Below are 21,054 nucleotides of genomic sequence, written 5' to 3' on the forward strand. Positions count from 1 at the left end.
GAATAGATTCACTAGTTGTTTTGAAGTACCTATTTTTTTCCTGACGGACAGAAAGGTCCAACCATGATCAAGCAGTCAATCTTCGGACGCATTTCCCAGCTGGCCAAGGCCAACATCAATGCGATGCTCGACGCAGCTGAAGACCCTCAGAAAATGATGGATCAGATGGTGCGCGACTACAACGACAATATCGCCGAAGCAGAGCAGGCGATTGCCCAGACCATCGGCAACCTGCGCATGCTGGAAGACGACTACCGCGAGGACGAGCAGTCAGCTTCCGAGTGGGGTGCCAAAGCTCTGGCAGCGTCCAACAAGGCGGAGGAGTTCCGCTCCGCAGGCAAGGCAGATGATGCCGCGAAGTTCGACAACTTGGCTAAGGTCGCCATCCAGCGCCAAATGCAGGCCGAGTCCGAGATGAAGACCGCAGAGCCAACGATTACATCGCAGCGCCAAATCGTGGACAAACTCAAGAGCGGTTTGAACATGATGAAGGAAAAGCGCACCGAGTTGGCCAGCAAGCGCGACGAGCTGGTCGCCCGCGCCAAGTCGGCTCACGCTCAGAACCAGGTCAACGAAGCCATCAAATCCGTGAACATCATGGATCCATCCAGCGAGATCGGCCGCTTCGAGGAAAAGGTTCGCCGCGAAGAAGCCCGAGTCCGCGGTGCTGCAGAATTACAGGCGTCAAGCCTGGACGCCCAGTTCGAGTCCTTGGAAGATCTGGGTGAGCAGACCGAAGTCGAAGCTCGTCTGGCGGCCCTGAAGGCCAAGCAGACTGGTGCTTTGGAAAGCTAGGAACTCGAATAACGGGATATTGTCAATTGGCTGGCAGTGCGCAAGCATGCCAGCCAATTGCTTTTGATGATTAAACAAGAAACGGAGACCCTTTCAGATCTCCGTTTCCACTTTCGTGGCGGGGAGAGGATTTGAACCTCTGACCTCCGGGTTATGAGCCCGGCGAGCTACCGAACTGCTCCACCCCGCGTCGGTAAATACAACTTTACCAATCGGTGAATGACTTGGCCAATCCTGAGGAAGTGCGCTTGGTCACGCAAAGATCCAGCACTCTGGAGGCATCGAACAAAGCACCAGTCCCCCGCAGCATGAGCGGGTAACGAAGGATCTTTTCAGATGCACCTGGTAGGCAGACAAGAGAATTAGCTGTCGGGAACCAGATGGCCGCTCGTACTGACTCGCAGCAGGGGCAGAGATCCGAGTTTCTGATTTCGTGGGTCTGATCAACGACTGGCAGTGATCCGGCAGCGACGCCAAGCCGCCAAGCCGCCAAGCCGCCAAGCCGCCAAGCCGCCAAGCCGCCAAGCCGCCAAGCCGCCAAGACAAAGAAAACGGAGACCCTTTCGGATCTCCGTTTCCACTTTCGTGGCGGGGAGAGGATTTGAACCTCTGACCTCCGGGTTATGAGCCCGGCGAGCTACCGAACTGCTCCACCCCGCGTCGGTAAATACAACATTACCAACTGTTGAACTCAATAGCGAATCGAAAAGCGTGTCCTTAATCCCACTCCCCTCGAATGTCCCACCTGACCCGAATTGCTCTGCGGTGCTGACCATATTTCTTGCACTGGCTGCACCCGGCCCGGAAAGTCGCGAGCGTACTTGCTCTGACCTGGGTCATCAAATGCATCTGCCAATGCCCTTGCCCGTAGCCGTGTAACGGGCATTCATTGACCTCGGGACGGCGCCAGGGAGACGTTGTCTTCTGCCACCCGACGATTTTCCTGCGTACGGGTTAGCAACAATTGCCTCCCGGGCGTCCTTCGGGTTCGGTGGCTGGAGAGTTTCGGGTTAACGAAAAATGGAGATCCATTCGGATCTCCATTTTGCCATTCGTGGCGGGGAGAGGATTTGAACCTCTGACCTCCGGGTTATGAGCCCGGCGAGCTACCGAACTGCTCCACCCCGCGATGACTAGACAATTCTTGCATCATCGCGGAGTGAAAGCAAATCGGCGGTTACTGCTATTCCTAGCCTTCCGCGCCATCGGTTGGCGCTGGCGACTGGGAGGCGTCGTTGTTCTGGCCTTCGTCCAGTTTCACGTCTCCCTCAACCTCGGTGCCGTTGATGGCAGCATCTGCCTCCATCGCACGGTTCAGGGCGTCCTCCAGCTGCTTCTGCGATTCACCGTAAGCCCCGAAGTCACCCTTGGCCAATGCTTCCTGGCCATTCTTGATCGCTTCGTTCGCATCAGCCAGAGCTTCAGTCAGCTTCTCGGTATCGGTTTGTGTCGGTTCCGCCTCGCCCTCAGGGTCTTCGCTCGGCGACACGCCTTCGGTCTCACCGGTTACCGCACCGGAATCGCCACCGAAGACTTCATCCAGTGCTTCAGCCAGCGTATCGGCGAAGCCGACCTTGTCACCGAAGGAAACCAGAACCTTGCGCAAGGTCGGGTAGCTGGTCTGGCCCGAAGACTGGACGTATACAGGCTGGACGTAGAGGATACCGCCGCCAACTGGCAAGGACAGCAGATTGCCGTTCTTGACTTCCGAGGCGCCCTGGCGCAGCAGGTTCAGTTCGGTGGTCACTCGGGTGTTGGTATCGAAGTTCTGCTGAGCCTGGCCCGGGCCAGGAACTGCAGTGTCTCGTGGCAGCTCAAGCAGCCGCAGCTTGCCGTAGTCGTCGGCCTTCTCCCCCGGCGTGGAGCCGGCATCGGCATTCGCCGACAGGAAGCCGAAGAGCACGTTGCGCTGCTGGCCGTTGGCTGCCGCAGCCGGGATAAAGGTCGAGGTCAACGAGAACGACGCTTCATCCTGGGTAGGCATCTTCAAGGACATGAAGTATGGCGGCTGCTTCACGCCGGCAGCAGACGAAGTTGGATCGTCAGGCACGGCCCATGCATCGTTGGACTCGTAGAATGCATCCGGGTTGTCCACGTGGTAGGTGGTCAGCACTTCACGCTGCACCTTGAACATGTCCTCCGGGTAGCGCACGTGCTCCATCAGCTCTGCGGACATGTCATCCAGCGGGTTCAAGGCCGTAGGGAAGATCTTCTGCCAAGACTGCAGGATTGGATCTTCGGTGTCCCAGGCGTAGAGCTTGACCGATCCGTCATAGGCATCGACGGTGGCCTTCACCGAGTTGCGCAGGTAGTTCACGCGACCGGTCAGCGACAGGTCCTGCGCGTTGGTCAGCGAGTCGGTCACTGCCGAATCCAGCTGCTGCTGCTGGGAGTATGGGAAGTCATTCGAGGTCGTGTAGCCATCGATGATCCACTGCACCCGGCCATCGACGATGGCAGGGTACGCTTGGGAATCCAACGTGAGGTATGGTGCAACCTTGCTGACACGATCGCGAGGGTCGCGATCGTACAGGATCTGCGATTCGCTATTGACGTTCTGCGAGAGCAACAGATCGGTGGAGGCGAACTTCAGCGCGTAGACCAAGCGGTTGAACAAGTTGCCAACGTTCGGACCGCCATCGCCCTTGAAGGTATAGCGGGTGTCCTGGTTCTCGCCACCGGTACCCGGGCGGTCAAGTTCCTGGTCGGTCCATCCCTCATCCGGTCCGCCCACAATCGAATAGGACGGAGAATTCTCACCGAAGTAGATCCGCGGTTCGTATTCCTTGTCGGTGATCAAATCACCAGAGGTCGGAATGCCACCGAGCATGAAGTCCGGACGGCCACCTGCAGCCACACGGTTGCCGTATGCGGCCACCAGGCCGTAGCCGTGGGTGTAGTTGATGTGCTGGTTCACCCAGGTGTCGGTTGGATCGACGTTCACTTCACGGGCGGCAATAACGGTATCTTCCACCTTGCCGTCGATCTCGTAGCGGTCAACGTTCAGGGTCTCTGCGAAGGTGTAGTAGCCACGGAACTGCTGCAGCTGTGCGAAAGCAGCCGAAACCAGGTTCGGATCCAGCAGACGGATATTCGCGGTGGTGGCAGTTTCCTTAGCCAGCGCATTCTTCTCGGTCGAGATCTTTGCGTCGTAGTCGGTCACTTCCACGTCATCCAGGCCGAATGCCAAACGAGTCATCTCGATATTGCGCTCAATGTACTCGCTCTCCAGCGCCTTCTGCGAAGGGACCACCTTGTACTGCTGGACTAGGAACGGGTAGACGCCGCTGGCAACAATCATCGTTGCTACCAGCATGGCGGTGCCAATCAATGGCAAGCGCCAACGCCCGTTGATCGCCGCAATCACGAAGGTGATGGCGATCAGGATCGCCACGATGGCCAGAATCATCTGCGCCGGGATGACTGCATGGACATCCTTGTACAGCGCACCGGCGACACGCCCTGACTGGTCAGTGAGGGTCTCGTACTGGCCGATCCAGAAGTTCACGGCCTGGAAGAGCAGAAAGATTCCCACAACAACTGCGGTGTGCACGCGAGCAGCCTTGCCAACAGTAATGCCACCGCGTTCTTCGACACGGATTCCGCCGTAGAGGTAGTGGGTCAGCAGACCGGCCACGCCGCTGAGCAGCACGACCGAGATCAAGAAGCCGTTGACCAGCGCAATGAAGGGAAGGGAGAAGACAAAGAAGCCCAGATCCATATTGAACTGGGGGTCAGTGCTTCCGAAACCGACCTGGTTGAAGAACAGCAAGATCGTCTGCCACTGTCCTGCCACGGCAACGGCGGCGAAAATGCCAATCACCAGTGGAATGCCCACCATCAGGAAACGGCGCACTGGTTCCAACTGGGCCTGGTAGCGCGACATGGAATCGGGACGGTTCGAGTTGGGTGCATAGACCGGGCGGTGCTTGTAGGCACTGCGCATCGAGAACCACATGGGAACCGCCATCAACACCAAAGCGATCAGGAAGATCACTAGTTTGGCGATCCGCTCAGTCCAGTAGACCTCGGAGAAACCCAGCTGGTTGAACCAGAGGATATCAGCGTAGAAATTCGACAAGAAAACGAAGACCGCGACGAGGATGACCACCGCGAAGATGGTCAGGGTCAGCGGCGACGCTTTCTTGCCTGAAGGGTTGGAAGGTCGTTGTGGCTCTTGGGGTCGCGGAGGACCCCCGAACGGACTATCCGATCCGAATGACACTATCTATTCCTTACTTTGGGTTCTTCCCGCCGTTTCCAACGGGAGAACTCGTGTACCTAATTCATGAACGGGCGTTATGCACGAGATTGGTTTCCTTGCATCAATTCTTCCTTTGATGCACGGCTAAATCTATTCGCATGTCGTGAAAGTCGCCGGGTCTTGCCCATTGGCGATTTTCTCTAAGGCATGGCGGGCCTCCGACAGGGTCGCTACCTTGATGACATCGAGTCCGGCGGGAACTCGGCCAATGACTTCAGCACAGTTATCGGCTGGTGCCAAGAACACCGTCGCCCCATTGTTCTTGGCTGCCACCATCTTCTGGGCTATGCCACCGATCGGACCGACCGCACCATCGGCAGAAATTTCGCCGGTGCCGGCAATGTGGTGGTCCCCCGCCAGCGAGCCTTCAGTCAAGCGGTCAATGATCGCCAAGGCAAACATCATCCCGGCGCTCGGACCGCCTACGTTTTCCAACCCGAAACTCACGTCGATGGGGAACTCGTATTCACTACCCAAGAAGACACCCAACTGGCGTTCGCCATTCTCGGCCTCCTTGGTATGCACGGTGACGTCCACATTGCTGTAGACACCATGCTTATCCGGTCGGCCGACGGTAAGGGTTGCTGGTTTTGCCCCGTGGTCGTTCAGGCTCTCCTTCAGCTGCTCCAGCGAAGTAATCTTCTCCCCTTCGAACTCCAGCAAGCGGTCCTTCGGTTCCAGCACCTTTTCATTCGTGTCGGCGGAGAAGTCCGCGACTGTCAGCCATTCGGTGAAGTCTTTGCCGAGCTCGGTCAACGCCGCCGCTACAGCCAAGTCCTGCGAAGAAGTCATCAGGAAATCGTTTTGCTCATTCTTTTCTTCCGAGGAGACTCCACGGGAAATAATCGTTTCTTCGGGGACGACATCCTTGGCCGGATTAATCAGTGCTTCGAGCACGACAGGAATGGTAATCCGGTTCTGCCCGCCACCCTGGACATAAATGGTCAACAGGTCCAATACACTGTCCGAAGGGTATGATTCGGCCCCCTTGATGGACACCACATCGTGTCCGTTGTCCTCGCCCAACGTGTTGAACACGGGGCCCGGCGATCGGATCATGAAATGCGTGGGGAGAAACATCATTACGCCGATCAGGAGCAGTGCAACGATGCCGGAACTGGTGCGTTTCATGGTTTTGGAACCTTGAGGAGCACGGCCGGAATTACCTGGCTCCTGAGTCGAGTCTTGTGGTTCCCGTACGTGCACTGATCTTGCTCCCGCCAACTGTCAAAAAATACGCGGATCCGTCCTCGCAGACATCCCCACTCTTAGCCTACTGAAGCCATGGGTCTAAAAACATCAGCACCAAGGCGTATTCGATGTGCCGAAAGCGAACTGGAGCCCAGATTGATGGGAACTATCAGGCGCTCGCGGTAGTTTTAAAGGCATGGCACAGAACCCCCCGAACAACCGCCCAAACGGCGATGACGACGAAAACAATCCGCAGGACCCATTTTCTGCGATGTTTGGTCAGCTCTTCGGTGGCGGATTCGACCCGAATGACCTCCCGCCGCAGCTTCGTGATGCCCTTGGCGCTCAAGGCGATCCGGCTGCGATGCAGAAAATGATGCAGCAGGCCCAGGCCATGATGACCGCGATGATGAGCAATAACGCTTCTTCTGGTCCGGTGAACTGGAAGCTTGCATCCGACACAGCGTTGCAGGCATATGCCAGCGATGATCCTGCTGTTTCCGAAGCGCGGAACAGCGCCATCAGCGATGCTTCAAACCTGTCGGGATTGTGGCTGGATAACGCCACGGTGTTCGAGTCGAACGGCCACGCGACAGAGGTGTGGACTCGCAAACGATGGTACGACAAGACTTTGGCCACGTGGAAGCAGGTCACCGAACCTGTTGCCGAGTCCGTGGCCAAGGCCATCACCACCGCGATGAAAGACCAGATTCCCGAAGAGATGAAGGGCATGCTCGGCAACGCCGATGGCATGTTCCGCAACCTCGGGGCCAGCATGTTCGGCATGCAGCTGGGCGCTGCTTTGGGCGGCTTGGCAACCGATGTTCTTGGCGGCACCGATATCGGCTTGCCGCTGGCAGGAACCACTCCCGGAATTATCGCGACCAATGTCAGCAAGTTTGGCGACGGCCTTGAAATCCCGGAGCAGGAAGTCCTGCTGTATGTGATTCTGCGCGAGAACGCACATACGCGATTGTTCAACCGGGTGCCATGGCTGAGCTCCAAGTTGATTGGCTCCGTCGAATCCTACGCTCGCGGCATCCACATCGACATGTCGCGAATCGAAGATGCCGTACGCGGCATTGATCCGTCCAACCCGGAAGCCCTGCAGTCGATGCTGGGCGAAGGGATATTCACCCCGCAGCGCACCCCAGCCCAGGAGAAAGCTCTTGAGAACCTCGAGCTGACGTTGGCATTGATCGAAGGCTGGGTTGACCACGTAGTTTCCTTGGCTGCCCAGAACTTGCCATTTGCCGGCCACCTGCGCGAGACGATGCGTCGCCGCCGTGCATCCGGTGGTCCGGCGGAGACCGCTTTCGCATCTCTGGTTGGCCTTGAACTGCGCCCGCGCAAGCTTCGTGAAGCGGCTGCACTCTGGGAGCATCTGTACGATGAGCGTGGTATCGACGGCCGTGACGCCGTATGGGACCACCCTGACCTGATGCCTACTGCAGAAGATCTCACCGATCCCAAGGGGTTTACGCATCGCCGTGAAGTTGCCGCAACCGAGTTCGATGACTTCGACGCGGCGTTGGGCAAGCTCTTGGACGGCGGTTTCGACAATGTCGAATCCGATTCCGAGGACGACGATCCTGGTAAGCCAGAGAATCCAAAGAGCTGACTAGGTGCTAAGACATCGAAGGAGGGATGTGCACACGTGCACACCCCTCCTTTTTGTGTTGGACTACTGTTCCTCGTCATGGCCGAAACCGGACAGCTCATCTTCGTCACGGCCCAGTTCCTTGGCGTGGGCGTTGTATCCGGCGTGAAAGGCCTCTAAGAAAATATCCGCATGCGCTCTGCGTTCGAATCGGTTCAGCAACGCCTGGAATCCTGGTCCGTGGCCGGCACTAGGAGCCACGAGATGCGCTAATTCATGGACGAGCACATAGTCCTGCACCCAGCTGGGCATATGCTGCAACGTGACCGATAAGCGGATGCTGCGCTGCCGATATGAAGCCGAGCCCCAGCGCTTGTTCTGGTTGGCTACCCAGCGCACCGATTGCGGCGCGGCCTTGCCGGCAAAATACTGCTGGTCGAGCGACGCAGCACGGTGTGCCAGCGCGTCATCGGTAAGACCAGCTGTGCGTGCCTGGCGTCCCTTGCGATACTTCGCGATCATCTCTTCAACGAAGGCACGTTCCGTTCTTTCGTCCAGCGCCGCAGGAACCTGGATAATCAGCCGATTATCGCGCCATTGGGATGAAATAGTTTTCTTGCGCTTGGCTGAACGGAGAATCCGCACGGGAATTTCGTCCGGCGCTACGAAGTCGACAGTATTTGGAAAAGCTGGCATGGCACAGCGCCCCATTCCTCGATTCTGGCAGTGAAGCGGATCGTCCTATCCACCCACTGAGTCATCTCATTAAGCTAAGCCCGGGGCCCGAAGCACTTCGCCTCCGGTACACCGGCTGTGGAGAACCCTAGGCGCGGCGCTCGCCAACGACCGCCAATACCGCCTCACCATATCGTTCAAGCTTGTTGCGCCCCACTCCTGGAATCTTCGACAATCCCTGGATTGAATCCGGCTGGTGCTCCGCGATAGACATGAGGGTTGCATCGGTGAAGATGACGAAAGCCGGGACCGCATTGGACTGGGCAACTTCCGATCGCCATTCACGCAACTCCTCGAACAGTGCCTCATCATAAGCGGCCGGGCATGAGGCGCAACGCTTAAGCTTTCGCTCCTTCGCACTGGTCAAGAACGAGCCGCAGGTCATGCAGACGGCTGGCGTGATTTTCTGTTCACGCTTGCGATAGCTGGTCTGCTGCCTGCTGCTGGCTTGGCGTACTGATTTAATCCCATCCAGGAATCGCGATGGGTAACGGTGCGCACGTCCACCCGGCGTCCTGGCAAGCGACCAGGACAGGTACAGGTGCTTCCGTGCACGGGTAATGCCCACGTACAGCAAGCGCCGTTCTTCGTCGAAGCCCGCTTGGTCTTTGGCATAGGAAATCGGGACCAAGCCTTCGTTCAACCCGACAAGAAATACGGCGTCCCACTCCAACCCCTTAGCCGCATGGAAGGACGCCAAAGTGACGCCATCTAGCGTCGGCGCGTGCTGGATCGCCGCGCGGTCTTCGAGCTCCTTGACCACATCGTGCAGCGTGGCATCGATGTCCTGTTCTTTCTTGAAAGCAACGACTTCATCGGCCAGGCGAACCAGTGCCGACATCGACTCCCAACGCTGGCGCACTGCACCGGTGCCGCCACTCGGAGCGTTCACCGAGTAGCCATGCGAGGAAAGGATATCGCGTACCATCTGCGCGACCGGAGCATCCGCGGCAACACTCAAGCCGGCCCGCAGCGCGAGCATGCCTTCCTTCACCTCGCGGCGGGAGAAGAATCGTTCTGCGCCACGCATCACATAGGGAATGGAATGTCCCGTCAGAGCCTGCTCAAAGGCTTGGGACTGTCCGTTGGTGCGGTACAGGATGGCAATTTCGGAAATGTCCTGGCCGTTTTTGAGCAGCTGCTTGATCCGCTGTGCGACTTCATCGGCTTCGTTTTCGTCGTCAGTCGCTTCAAAGAATTCGGGGGCTGGACCGTGGTCGCGTTGCGCGATGAGTTCCAGCGGTTCTGGCCAGGTGACATGGCGGTCTGGGACCTGGGATTCAATGCGCCGGTTAGCCAGCACCTTGTTAGCCAAATTGACCACTTCAGGTGTGGAACGGTAATCGCGGACCAGCTTCACGACTTTCGCCTCCGGGAAGCGTGCACTGAAGTTCAGCAAGTAGTCAGGGCGCGCACCGGTAAACGAGTAAATGGTCTGGGAGGCATCGCCCACCACGCACAGCTCGTTGCGTTGTCCGAGCCAGAGATCCAGGAGCCGCTGCTGCAGCGGCGACACGTCCTGATACTCATCCACGACAAAGTGGCGGTACTGCTGGCGTACACTGGCTGCGACTTTTTCGTTGTCTTCCAGAATCGCAATGGTCAGCAGCAGCACATCCTCGAAGTCGATCACACCGCGGTCATCTTTAAGCTCTTCGTAGGTCTGGAAGATTCGAGCCATGCTGACTGATTCAAGACCGTTGGGCAGTTCGCGGGATGCTGCGATCTTGGCATAGCTCTCAGGTGTGTGCATGGACACCTTGGCCCACTCGATTTCGGCAGCAAGATCACGGACCATGGCACGGTCGCTGGAAATGCGCAGACGACGCGCTGCTTCTGCGATCAACGGGGCCTTATGCTCAACCAGGTTCGGCAGGGTTCCGCCAATGGCCTGCGGCCAGAAGTACTGCAGCTGGCGCAACGCCGCCGCGTGGAAAGTTCGCGTCTGCACGCCGGGGGCGCCGAGCTGACGCAAGCGGGTGCGCATTTCTGCGGCAGCACGAGTGGTGAAGGTCAGAGCCAGAACGCTGGTCGGGTTGTAGATGCCGGTATGCACGCCGTAGGCAATCCGGTGGGTAATGGCTCTGGTCTTTCCGGTTCCTGCGCCTGCCAGAATACACAGTGGACCGCTGAGGGTTTCAGCTGCTTGCCGCTGTTCAGCATCCAGTCCCGCTAGCAAATCGGTTGCTGGCGGATTGTCGTACTCGGTCACTTGCTCAGGGCCTCCGGAAGGGGTTCGCCGTACCACGTACGGATCAATGCGTGGGCTATCGAGACTCCACGCGGTATATCTATTGTTCCTGATTCCAGGGCCTCACGCAGTTCAGCTCGTGTGAACCAGCGAAGGTCCATGATTTCTGCGCCGTCGGGAACCAGCTCTTCGCTCAGGGCTTCAGCCGCGAAGCCAAGCATCAGAGAACGCGGCATTGGCCAGGGCTGGGAACCGCGGTAGGCGACATCGCCAACGCGCACGCCAGATTCCTCATAAATCTCGCGGCGCACGGCAGACTCCAGGGACTCCCCCGCCTCGACAAATCCTGCCAGCACCGAATACATCCGGTGCTTGAAGGTGGCATTGGATCCCAGCAGAAGTCGATCTTGGCTGTCTATCACCGAGGCAATGATTGCCGGGTCGGTGCGTGGAAAAAGCTCGTGGTCATTCTCTACGCAGCGCTGGCCCCAGCCGAAGGTGGCTGCCACGACTGGCGATCCGCAACGCGGACAAAACTTCTCCGAACGAATCCAGTTGGCGATCGCTTGCGCTTCCACGAAAAGTTCTGCATGCAGTTCGCGAAGCACGGTGAAACCTTCACGCAAAGTCACCCAGCGGTCAATACCACTGGTGGCATAATCTTCGGCATCAACGATAGCCAACACGTATTCGGTGCCTGCCGCGCGCCCCAAATACACCTGGCGTTCAGAGTCTTTCGCACGATACTGCGTTCCGTCGAGGAAGAAGAGTTCAGTTCCGGAAGTTGCCGCGCCAGCGCCACTGATCAGCAGCACCTTTGTACTGGGTTGATTCAACAGGTTCGGCACAAGCGTCGGATCCTGCTTTTCGGTCAGCGGTCGCTCGATCAGCGACTGCCCGAAGTGAAGTCCGGTAAGCGGGGTTCGATAAATTTCTGCCAGAGCCATACCTCTAACCTAATGCACATTACACCCCAGAATCTTGATGCATTCTCATTGTGGATTGCAGTTGATGAATGAGATTCATCGCAACTCTGAACGTTGCCGGTGAATCCCGCCATATTCCGTGCGTCATTCAACGATAGAAAAGAGAATCTCGCATACGGTGGAACTTGTGAAACGCACTGCCATGGAACTCGCCGCAATTGCCACCGCCGCCGTCCCCGGATTGACCCCGGTTGGCTTCGCGGCGCTGTCCGACGATGCGGAAGACTTTGATTCAGCATTGGTCGTCGACGCACTCAAGCATCGCTGGCGCGTCCGTTCACCTCGCCACGATGAAGCAAGCATGCGCTTGGAAGCCGAACTTTCGGCCTTGCGCGCTTTTTCAGCCAAGGTCCGCGCTTCACTGCCTTTTTCCTTGCCAGCCGTAGCCGGTACAGTGCGCCAGGGCCCACTGCGGACCTTTGTCTACAAGGACATGCCCGGTCATGTTCCTAGCCTCGACGAACTGGTTGATGTGGGCAGCAACCTGGCCAAGTCCTTGGGCAATTGCATGGCTGCCATCCACCAGATTCCCGATGAAGCAGTCGAAGTTGCAGGTTTGCCGACCTATACCGCCGACGAGATCCGCCAGCGCAAGCTCAACGAGCTGGATACCGCAGCGGCGACCGGCAAGGTGCCAAGCCGTTTGCTGCGCCGCTGGGAACACGCCATGGAGGACGTGGCACTGTGGCGTTTCAACGCTGCCGTAGTTCACGGCGACTTCGATGAAGAGCAGTTGCAGATTTCGCATTCCAGCATCACTGCGGTCAAAGGGTGGACCGATTTGCATGTCGGCGACCCAGCAGATGACTTCGCTTGGCTCTCAGCCATCGAAGACCAGAGCTTCAGCGAGCGCGTGTTCTCCGCCTACGTCGAAGCTCGCGGGAAGGCCGCCGATCCGCACATCATGCGCCGCGCCGCGCTGGCCGCAGAATTCGCTTTGGCGCAGTGGCTAGTGAAGTCCTTGGATTCCAAGGACTACGAACGCATCGCCGAGGCCGAGGAGATGCTTCGAGAACTGGACCAGAACATTGCCGAGTATGGCGGCCAGCCGTTGTCGGTCGTGGAGGCCCCGCGTCCGTTGGCTGCCCAGCCGGAAACTTCGTCCCAGAAGGTTCCGGAAAAACCGGTGGCGATCACCGCCCCAAGCATCAACACCGACAAGGTCACTGCCCTGGCCGCCGAACCGCCGAAGTCCGCAACGCCCCAGGGCGCCTCGCCACAGGACCAGCAGGATTCCGGAGAATCTGCGGATCAGCCAACTGCGGATGCTGACGAGGCTGGTTCAGATAGCAGCACCCCATCGAAGCAGGAGCCCGGGCAAAAGCCCGCCGATCAGGAGAAAGAGGCAGCGGAAGCACCGCCGTCTGCAGATGGGACAGCCGACGCGAAGAAGCCTGCTCGAGACGAGAACGAGCCTGCCAAGGATGCCGGGAAGTAGGCACTTCCCGGCATCCTCCGGCCGCTAGCCGTTGAGCTGTTCGAATGCACTGCTGATCATCTGTTCCAGTTCTTGCTCATCGGAGAGATGCTCCGCGTGGATCGTGATGCCCGCCGACACATAGTAGAAGGCGGCCTTGATCTCCTCCAGCGGGATTCCGTGCAGGCGTGACCAGCCCAAGCGATACACTGCGAGCTGGACCAGCTTGCTCCTCAAATCCTTGCCGCTCGGTACCCGGCCCGTTTTCCAGTCCAGCATCAGCCAGGTCCCGTCATCCATCTGGAAGACGGCATCTATGCGGCCGCGCACAGCGACCGGACCCACACGGGTCTCCAAGGGCACCTCGACGTAGGCGGGCTGCAGCTTGGACCATTCGCTCGCCAGGAACGCTTCCTTCATAGCTTCGAGGTCCAGTGCTTCGTCAAGATAGCCATCGGCTGGTTCCTGCAGGTCTCCCAGATCCAGCATGGAGGTCTTCTCGTAGAACTCCTCGATCCAGGCGTGGAACGCGGTACCTCGCCGTGCCGCCAGGCCCGGGCGACGTGGCACCGGGCGCCGAAGGTTTTCCAGCACGCCTACCGGGTCTTCGGCCAGCTCGACAAACAATGAAGCTCGTACATGCTCTGGTACCTCGATGCTGCGCTCACGAACAGCCAAGAACTCTCGCTGGCCTAGGAGTTTCTCCGCTTCTTCAGCCCACTGCTGGCCAATACCGGTCAACGGCTCATAGTCGGCTGGAATGGATTCAAGATCCTCCGCCACATCCGCAATGATCTTGCGGCGTGAGTACGGATAGGGAGTCTTCTGCACTCCCCCGGTGACCACGGGACCTTCCAACGGGTCGTAGGGCCACAGCGCTTCGAGGGGTGTCAACGTGCTCGGGTTTTGTTCCGGAGCTTCCTCATCCTTCACCCAGAGGCCGATTTCAGCCTGGGGGTCTTCGCCTTCGGTCAGCGGAAGCAGGCAGTTGAAGAATTCCGAGGCCTCGGTGGGCTTGGTGCGGGTGCTCGTCCAGACGCTGCTGCTGCAAATCAGCAGGGACTTGGCGCGGGTTACCGCGACATAGGCCAGGCGGCGTTCTTCAGCAATATGATGGTCTTCGACCTGGCCCTTGAAGATCGATTCGGCTTCCAGCAGCTCCTTCAGGGCCGGCTGCTCGGTGTCCCATTGGGGCAGGTCGCGGGCATCGCCACGAAGTTCCCAGGGCAGCGCCTTGTCGCCGCTGGTCCAGCGATCCGACTTGGCACCCGGGAACACCCCGTCGTTCAGGGTCATCACCGCCACGATGTCCCATTCCAATCCCTTGGAAGCGTGAACCGTCAGCAACTGTACAGCGGCCGGATCCGCATCTTCGCTGGGCAGCGGGAGGCCTTTTTCCTTTTCGGCGGCCTGTTCCACCCACATCAGGAATCCAGCCAGCTCGACACGTGGCGCATTGCGGCAGTATTCGCGCACCACATCGGCGAAGGCGTCGAGATTGGCGCGTGCCTTGTCTCGGGAAATCCACGGGCGGGCGGCCACCTCGATGTCCAGGTTCATGGCGCGTTCGGTCTCGCGAACCAGGGTCTCCAGGTCATCATTGGCCACCAGCCGCAAGCTTGCCAATTCATCGCGCAAGGCAGCCAGCCGTTCGTAGCCGGCAGCGCTGATGCTCCGGCCGTCATTGCTTTTCCAGCCTTCCTTGGGCAGGAAGTCCAATGCTTCGACAAGGCTAGCGGCATCGTTGAGTTCGGCGCGGGCAGCTTCAGCGGCTGCTTCGTCCGGGGTTGGCGTTTCTTCGTCTTCGGCCGGATCTGGCTGCAGGCCGCGGGCCCGCCGCCGTTCCAGCTGGCGGGACCAATCTGCGAAAGCCATCAGGTCGGAGGCGCCCAGGCGCCAGCGGGCTCCTGCCAGCAGGCGCATGAGCTTATCCGAGCGCAGCGGGTCCACCAGCACGTGCAGGCATGCGACCAGGTCGGTGAGCTCAGGGGTGCTGAGCAATCCCGAAAGTCCCACGAGCTGGTACTTGATGCCGCGCTCGGCAAGCACCTCGCCCATGATGCTCAGCTGGGTGCGATTGCGCGAGAGCACTGCACTGGTTTTCGGCTCGGAAGTTGACCGATTCTCGGCAACAATCATGTCCGCTATGGCTTCCGCTTCTTCGCGAACCGTCGCACAGCGGTTAAGCACCACCCGGCCGGCCTTGGCATGCGCGGAGGAATCCAACGGCTTGACCGAGACCGGACCTTGATGCTGCGGTCCGCCAGCAGTGATGCTATTCGCTGCGGCAAGCACGTTGACGGTGTTGCGCCATGCGATGGTCAGGTGCTTTACATGGGCAACTTCCCGGCCAGTGTCCCGGACAATCGGGAAGACTTCCGGGAATCGGAACAGCTGTCCGGCACTGGCCCCGCGGAATCCGTAGATTGACTGGTTGGGGTCGCCTACTGCGGTAACCGGATGGCCCTCGCCGTAGAGTTGCGAGAAGAGCACCATCTGCGCGTGCGAGGTGTCTTGGAATTCATCGAGCAGCACCACCTTGTGGCTCTCCCGTTCGGCGAGCGCAGCCGCCGGCACCTCTTGGGCGATACGCGCCGCGTGGGCTACCAAATCGCCATAGTCCATCACCCCGAGGCGCTTCTTTTCCTGCGCGTACTCCTCGGCAAGCTCGGCGATCGTGGCACGCGAGGCCAGCTTGTCGATGAGCTTAAGGGCTGCCTGGGTCGGCTTCTTCGGCTTTTCTGCGTCCATCGGCAGGCTGCGCAGGCGTGCCACCAGCTGATCGATCCACTGGTGCGCCTGTGGTGCGGTGACCAGGTGCTCGGAGGCTTCGGAACTGAAGGAGACGATGGCATCAATCAACGTGCTGGTGGCGCTGTTCAGATGCTCGTAATTGCCGGTGTACCGTTCCAGCACCGAGTGCGCCACCTGCCACGACTGGGCCGCGCCCAGCAAGGCGCTGTCTTCCTCAAGGCCAAGCCGCAGCCCATGATCCTGGACCAGCGTGTTGGCGTAGGAGTGGTAGGTGGATACCGCAGGATCGAGGAAGTCGCGGGTTTCTTCGGCACTGAGCAGCCCGGTGGACACCAGTTGGGCGATCTTGGCGCGGATGCGGACCGACAGCTCTCCGGCGGCCTTTCGTGTAAAGGTCACGCCGAGGATTTGTTCCGGCCTGACCAACTGGTTGGCGACCAGCCAGACGACTTTGTCCGCCATGGTCTTGGTCTTGCCCGAGCCGGCGCCGGCGATGACCAGCATGGGTTCCAGCGGCGCGGCGACAATTTCGGACTGCTGGGCGGTGGGCGGAAATTGCTCGCCGAGCGCTGCTGAGAGCTCTTCCGGGGTGAATCTGATATTGCTCATGGTTCGGTAACCTGTCGTCCTTGGGCGCATAACGGGCAGATTTCAGGCAGCGTGCAGTTGCCCAGTATCCCGGCGGCTCCCGAAACGTGCCGGGTGATGAATTCGCTGTTGCCCATCAGGGCGGCGGCTTCGAAGATGAGCGTGCGGGCCCAGTCCGCTTCGCCGATGGATGGTTGCTCTCGCACCGAGGCGCTCTTGGTGCTGGTACCCACGTAGACCAAGGACGCGCCGGCCGGCTCATCGGAAAGCCCTGCAGTTGCCTCGTGCTCTTGCAATGCGCCCAGCTGGATTGCGGTTTGGTAGACGCCCAGCTGCGGGTGCTCCAAGGTCGCGTCCTTGGTTGGTGCGGTGGACCCTGTTTTCAGGTCCACGACCCGAACGTTCCCGTCGGCGCCGGCTTCCACGCGGTCAATGATTCCGCGAAGCTGGATCTGCGTGCCGTCAGGGGCTGGTACCTCCAGCTGGAATGGCATTTCCCGGGCCACCAATTCGCGTCCTTCTTGGCGCATGGTGACGCAGTAGGCTGAGAACTTCTTGAGCATGGCGTTGGCGCGGTCGAAGTCCCGTTGGCCCTCCCAGTTTTCCGGTTTTTCCAGTTCCGGCCAGCGCTGTTCGAGGATCTGCTCATATTCGTGTCCGTTGGCCTCGGGGTGCTCTTCGGCAATGGAGTGGATCAGGGTGCCCAGGGATGCCGCGAAATCGTGGGCGGCGGTGCCACCGGCGCTTTGCACGAACCAGTTCAGTGGAGATTTGACCAGGGTTTCCACCTTGGATGGCGATACCCGCCGGGGCTGGTCCTGTGGAATCACCGGGCCTTGGGTGGACAGCTCGCGCAGTCCCCACCAGGTGTCGGGATGCGCTCCGCGCACAGCGGGTTGCGCATGCGCCAGGCGCCCCAGCACGTGGACGGCATCCTGGTACAGGCTCTGCGCATCGGCATCGTCCGCGGCCGGAACTGCCCCGAGGCTTGCCGCCTTGGCGCTTTCCGCGGTGCTGCGCAGCTCAGCCACCAAGGTCGGAAGCGAGCGGATGCGCGGAACCGCAGTGGGCTTCCTGCCTTCTGGTCCCGGCGGCTCGACCAGGTCCAGGAAGGAGGATGGCTGGCTGTCCTCGTTGTCCACCGCAGTGCAGATCAGCTGGTCGGCGGCACGGGAGACGGCATTGCTGAAGCTGCGCAATTCGTCGTTGCGGATTTGGCGCACCAAATGCGTAGGCGTTCGCGTGGCCAGGAACTCAATGCCGTGCTCCGCGGCATCGGCGAGCGCATTGGAGCCGAGCAGCTCGCCTCGAAGCCGCAGGTTGGGCCAGGATCCTTCCTGCAGCCCGGGAATGAACACCACCGGCCATTGCTTCCCGGCGGCTGCCGCGGTGGTGAGCACCGTGACGGTTTGCCCGCCGGCGGCACGGGTGGCCAGGGAGTCCATGGGCAGTTCCTGGTGCAGGATGTGCTCAATGAACTGCTGGACGCTGGCTCCGGGGAGCTGGTCCACGAAACGCTCTGCGGCTTGGAATAGCGACAGGACAGCGTCCAGGTCACGGTCAGCCCGGCGGGCGGCGGTTCCGGCCCCCAGAGCCTCGTCGCGCCAGGCTTTGGCACGGCCCGAAGCTTCCCACATTGCCCAGAGCGCTGTTTCCGGTGTAGCGGTTCCGCTGGCCAGTTCCGCTTGCAGGGCAGCGTACATTTTCAGCAGGCGCTGCAGCCCGTACCCCGGCTTTCCCAGATTCTCGGCCATGGCCGGTTCACGCAGGCAGGTTTCAAGCAGTTCCTGGCTGGAGCGGCGTCCGCCTGCCGTGGCTTCCTGCTGGCGCAATAGCTGGCGGATCCGCCGAATTTCCAACGCGGTGCTCATCCCGTAGCGCGAGAGCAGCAAGTTCTGCATCAGCAACGGATCGTCAGCGACGGAATCGCTGAATGCCAAAGACAGAAGGTCAAGCAGCGGGCGGACCGCGCCCTCGTCCTTTAATGGAATTTCAGCCGGTGGCACTTGCACGCCGATTCCCTGGCCCTCGAGAAAGCGGCTCAAGGATCGCACCTGCGAACCGTTGCGCACCACGATCGCGATATCCTCGAGGCTGCGGTTTTCGTAGAGGTTCAGCTGCACGATCCGCTGGGCGATGAACCGTTCTTCCAGCGTGGAATTCTCGAAGACCAACGACTCGCAGAGCGCATGCTCCGGGGTATTCATCGACTCGATGGCCCGTCCGCTCAAGCCTGCTGCCAGCGGTATGCGGCTGACGATGCGTTGCCAGGCCTCGGTGATCGGTCCGGACATGCGATAACCATGGGTCAATTCAAGGCTCGTTGCTTCGCCAGTGCTCGCGTAATTCTGCGCGAAACGGTGCAATTCATCGGTGCGTGCACCACGGAATCCCTGGACTACGCTGTCGGGTGCCGCGAAGGCAACCAGCGCGCGGTCCTTGCCGAGCAGCGCCAGCAAGCGGTGCTGCGACAGGGTGGCTTCTTGCAGGTCGTCCACGAGGATCAGGGCCAGCCGATCCTGCTCTGCGTGCAGGAACGCCTCGTTGTCTTCCAGGATTTCCGCCGCACGGGTAATCAGCCCGGCCGGGTCGAATGCCTCGGCGCTGCCCAAATCCAGCAGGTCGCGGTATTCCTGGTAGAACAGCGCCGCAGCGTGCCATTCGGGACGGTTGGCTTTCTGGCCGAGGTCGGCGATGTCGGCAGGTTCCAATCCGAGCTCGGAGACACGGTCGAAGAACTCGCGGATCTCCTTGCGGAAGCCGCGAGTCTCCACTGCCAGCGCCAGCTCGCTTGGCCACGGCGGGCCTTCGGTGAGCCCCGCAGCATGCCCTTCCAGCAGGTGCCCGATCAGTGTGTCCTGTTCCGGTCCGGAGAGCAGTCGGGGAACCCGTTCAAGCTGGGGCAAGAGCCCTTCGACGCGAGCGCGGCGGATCAAATCGAAGGCATAGGCCGACCAGGTGCGGACTATCGGTTCGGTGAAGGTCCGCTCGGCTCGGCGGCTGAGCTCGTCGCGGATCGAGGCTGCGGCCAGTCGAGTTGGGCCGATGATCAGCAGGGACTGCGGGTCAAGGCCGGTGTCCAGATGCGCAACCGCGGTGTCGATGAGCAGGCTGGTTTTTCCCGTACCCGGCGCCCCGGTGACCAGCACCGGGCCTTTCACCGGATGCAGGTGGCCGCGCAGCTTGGCGGTGTCCTCTCGGGACTGGGTTCGGGTTTCTTCCATACTCATAGTTGATCACCCATCTCGGACATTTTGGGGTTGCCCAGCGCGGAACGAAGTGCATCTATTTTTCCCCAGGCCGTTTCGCTGGGGTTCCAGCGGTTTTTGGCCATGTTCACGTGCCGGCCTGGCACGGCCAGCCCTTCGGAAATCCAGTGCTGTTCCGCTGCTTCGGCAAGTGCCTCGGTCAGGGAACCGTTGGAACGGATGATCCGCCACCACGGCGTCCCGGCCGGAGCGCTGGCCATCGCTTTGCCGGCCTGGCGTGCTCCCCCGCTGCCGAGTAGTTCCGCTACGTCCTTGTAGCTGATCACCGCACCGGCGGGGACCATCGCCGCGAGTCGATGCACCGCCTCGGAATAGTCCAGAGGCTTTTCGGCTGCGTCAGATGTCATAGCCCTATTCTGCCAATTAGCTTGCAGTCCTCCACAACACGCAATGCGCGGGGCTGTCCTGTCATGCGTTGGCTGTAGCGTTGTATCCATGACTGAATGGCATAAGGGCCTGGCGATTGGCTTTGATCTGGAAACTACTGGCGTTGATACCAACACGGCTCGCATCGTGACCGCTTCGGTGGTGCTGCTCGACGCTGAGGGCAAGGTGGTGAACAACCGCGAGTGGCTGGTGAACCCCGGGGTCGAGATCCCGGAGGCTGCAGCCGCAGTTCACGGAATCTCTACCGAGAAGGCTCGTGCCGAAGGCGCCCCGGCGAAGCAGTCGGTGCAGGAGATCTTGAATTTGCTGAAGTTCGCCTCTGAGCAAGCGCCGATTGTTGCATTCAACGCTTCCTATGATTTTTCGGTCCTCTATAGCGAAGCCGTTCGCTACGACCTCGAACCGTTCTTCCCGGGCAATGTGATCGATCCGTTCATCATTGACAAGCAGGTCGACAAATTCCGCAAGGGCAAGCGCACCCTGGCCGCGGCGTGCGAGTTCTACGGCGTAGTCCTTGAAAACGCGCACACGTCTCTGGCTGATGCCATCGCCTGCGTGGAGGTTGCCCGCCAATTGGGAGAACGCTACCCGCAGCTGCAAGTGGATCCGATGGTCCTGCACGGCTGGCAGATTGGCTGGGCAAAAGAGCAGGCCGAAAGTTTCCAGAAATACCTGCGCAAGACGAAGCCCGAAGCGGTTGTCGATGGTGCGTGGCCCATCACGGAATCGTAACTTCAAGAGATCCTGCTTCCTGTGCGCCATTTCACATAGGTCACGCTGGGCGCGAGGACCACTATGCGGAAGTCAAACGTTCATTTTCTGTCATAATTCAGCAAATTATATTCGAAGGCTTGCCTACTAAGTCCTCATACTAAGA

At 59.9% G+C, this 21,054-nt stretch carries 12 protein-coding genes and 3 tRNA genes; 4 read left to right on the forward strand and 11 right to left on the reverse strand.

The window, feature by feature from the left end; all coding sequences use genetic code 11:
- The first annotated feature begins 63 nt into the window (after positions 1-63).
- Complete coding sequence (locus tag ATK23_RS07545; protein ID WP_066144162.1) at positions 64-795, forward strand: PspA/IM30 family protein; 732 nt, start codon at positions 64-66, stop codon at positions 793-795.
- A 116-nt stretch (positions 796-911) separates the two neighbouring features.
- On the opposite strand, the gene ATK23_RS07550 is transcribed toward ATK23_RS07545, so the two are convergent.
- From ATK23_RS07550 to ATK23_RS07570, 5 genes are all read right to left on the reverse strand, one after another.
- Positions 912-985: transfer RNA gene (locus ATK23_RS07550), tRNA-Met, on the reverse strand.
- A 396-nt stretch (positions 986-1,381) separates the two neighbouring features.
- Positions 1,382-1,455 (reverse strand) — tRNA-Met (locus ATK23_RS07555).
- Positions 1,456-1,850: 395 nt separating this feature from the next.
- Positions 1,851-1,924, reverse strand: a tRNA-Met gene (locus ATK23_RS07560).
- A gap of 60 nt (positions 1,925-1,984) precedes the next feature.
- Positions 1,985-5,020, reverse strand: coding sequence for a UPF0182 family membrane protein (locus ATK23_RS07565; RefSeq protein ID WP_052253641.1), 3,036 nt, complete (start codon positions 5,018-5,020; stop codon positions 1,985-1,987).
- Positions 5,021-5,149: 129 nt separating this feature from the next.
- On the reverse strand, positions 5,150-6,265 hold the full coding sequence (locus tag ATK23_RS07570) for a YlbL family protein (protein ID WP_157066362.1): 1,116 nt from the start codon (positions 6,263-6,265) through the stop codon (positions 5,150-5,152).
- A gap of 181 nt (positions 6,266-6,446) precedes the next feature.
- On the opposite strand from ATK23_RS07570, the gene ATK23_RS07575 reads away from it, so the two are divergent.
- Positions 6,447-7,871, forward strand: coding sequence for a zinc-dependent metalloprotease (locus tag ATK23_RS07575; protein WP_066140414.1), 1,425 nt, complete (start codon positions 6,447-6,449; stop codon positions 7,869-7,871).
- 63 nt (positions 7,872-7,934) lie between these two features.
- On the opposite strand, the gene ATK23_RS07580 is transcribed toward ATK23_RS07575, so the two are convergent.
- The 3 genes from ATK23_RS07580 to nudC form a co-directional block, all read right to left on the reverse strand.
- Positions 7,935-8,546, reverse strand: a complete 612-nt coding sequence (locus ATK23_RS07580) for a M48 family metallopeptidase (protein ID WP_245858329.1) — start codon at positions 8,544-8,546, stop codon at positions 7,935-7,937.
- A gap of 127 nt (positions 8,547-8,673) precedes the next feature.
- Complete coding sequence (locus tag ATK23_RS07585) at positions 8,674-10,797, reverse strand: ATP-dependent DNA helicase UvrD2 (protein ID WP_066140417.1); 2,124 nt, start codon at positions 10,795-10,797, stop codon at positions 8,674-8,676.
- Positions 10,794-11,723 carry an NAD(+) diphosphatase gene (nudC, locus tag ATK23_RS07590; RefSeq protein WP_066140423.1) on the reverse strand — a complete coding sequence of 310 codons (930 nt, stop codon included), beginning with the start codon at positions 11,721-11,723 and terminating at the stop codon, positions 10,794-10,796. The genes ATK23_RS07585 and nudC overlap by 4 nt, the downstream gene beginning before the upstream one ends.
- 166 nt (positions 11,724-11,889) lie before the next feature.
- On the opposite strand from nudC, the gene ATK23_RS07595 reads away from it, so the two are divergent.
- Complete coding sequence (locus tag ATK23_RS07595) at positions 11,890-13,200, forward strand: phosphotransferase (RefSeq protein WP_083515573.1); 1,311 nt, start codon at positions 11,890-11,892, stop codon at positions 13,198-13,200.
- Positions 13,201-13,224: 24 nt separating this feature from the next.
- On the opposite strand, the gene ATK23_RS07600 is transcribed toward ATK23_RS07595, so the two are convergent.
- From ATK23_RS07600 to ATK23_RS07610, 3 genes are read right to left on the reverse strand one after another with little or no spacing between them, the layout of a single operon-like run.
- On the reverse strand, positions 13,225-16,542 hold the full coding sequence (locus ATK23_RS07600; RefSeq protein ID WP_066140425.1) for an ATP-dependent helicase: 3,318 nt from the start codon (positions 16,540-16,542) through the stop codon (positions 13,225-13,227).
- Positions 16,539-19,751, reverse strand: a complete 3,213-nt coding sequence (locus ATK23_RS07605; RefSeq protein ID WP_066140428.1) for an ATP-dependent helicase — start codon at positions 19,749-19,751, stop codon at positions 16,539-16,541. Before ATK23_RS07605 ends, ATK23_RS07600 begins: the two co-directional genes overlap by 4 nt.
- Positions 19,748-20,137 carry an MGMT family protein gene (locus tag ATK23_RS07610; RefSeq protein WP_066140431.1) on the reverse strand — a complete coding sequence of 130 codons (390 nt, stop codon included), beginning with the start codon at positions 20,135-20,137 and terminating at the stop codon, positions 19,748-19,750. The genes ATK23_RS07605 and ATK23_RS07610 overlap by 4 nt, the downstream gene beginning before the upstream one ends.
- Positions 20,138-20,225: 88 nt before the next feature.
- On the opposite strand from ATK23_RS07610, the gene ATK23_RS07615 reads away from it, so the two are divergent.
- Positions 20,226-20,909 carry a 3'-5' exonuclease gene (locus tag ATK23_RS07615; RefSeq protein WP_066140434.1) on the forward strand — a complete coding sequence of 228 codons (684 nt, stop codon included), beginning with the start codon at positions 20,226-20,228 and terminating at the stop codon, positions 20,907-20,909.
- Positions 20,910-21,054 lie beyond the last annotated feature (145 nt).

The sequence above is a fragment of the Glutamicibacter nicotianae genome (assembly GCF_002797775.1).
In the GTDB taxonomy this organism is placed as follows: Bacteria; Actinomycetota; Actinomycetes; order Actinomycetales; family Micrococcaceae; genus Glutamicibacter; species Glutamicibacter nicotianae.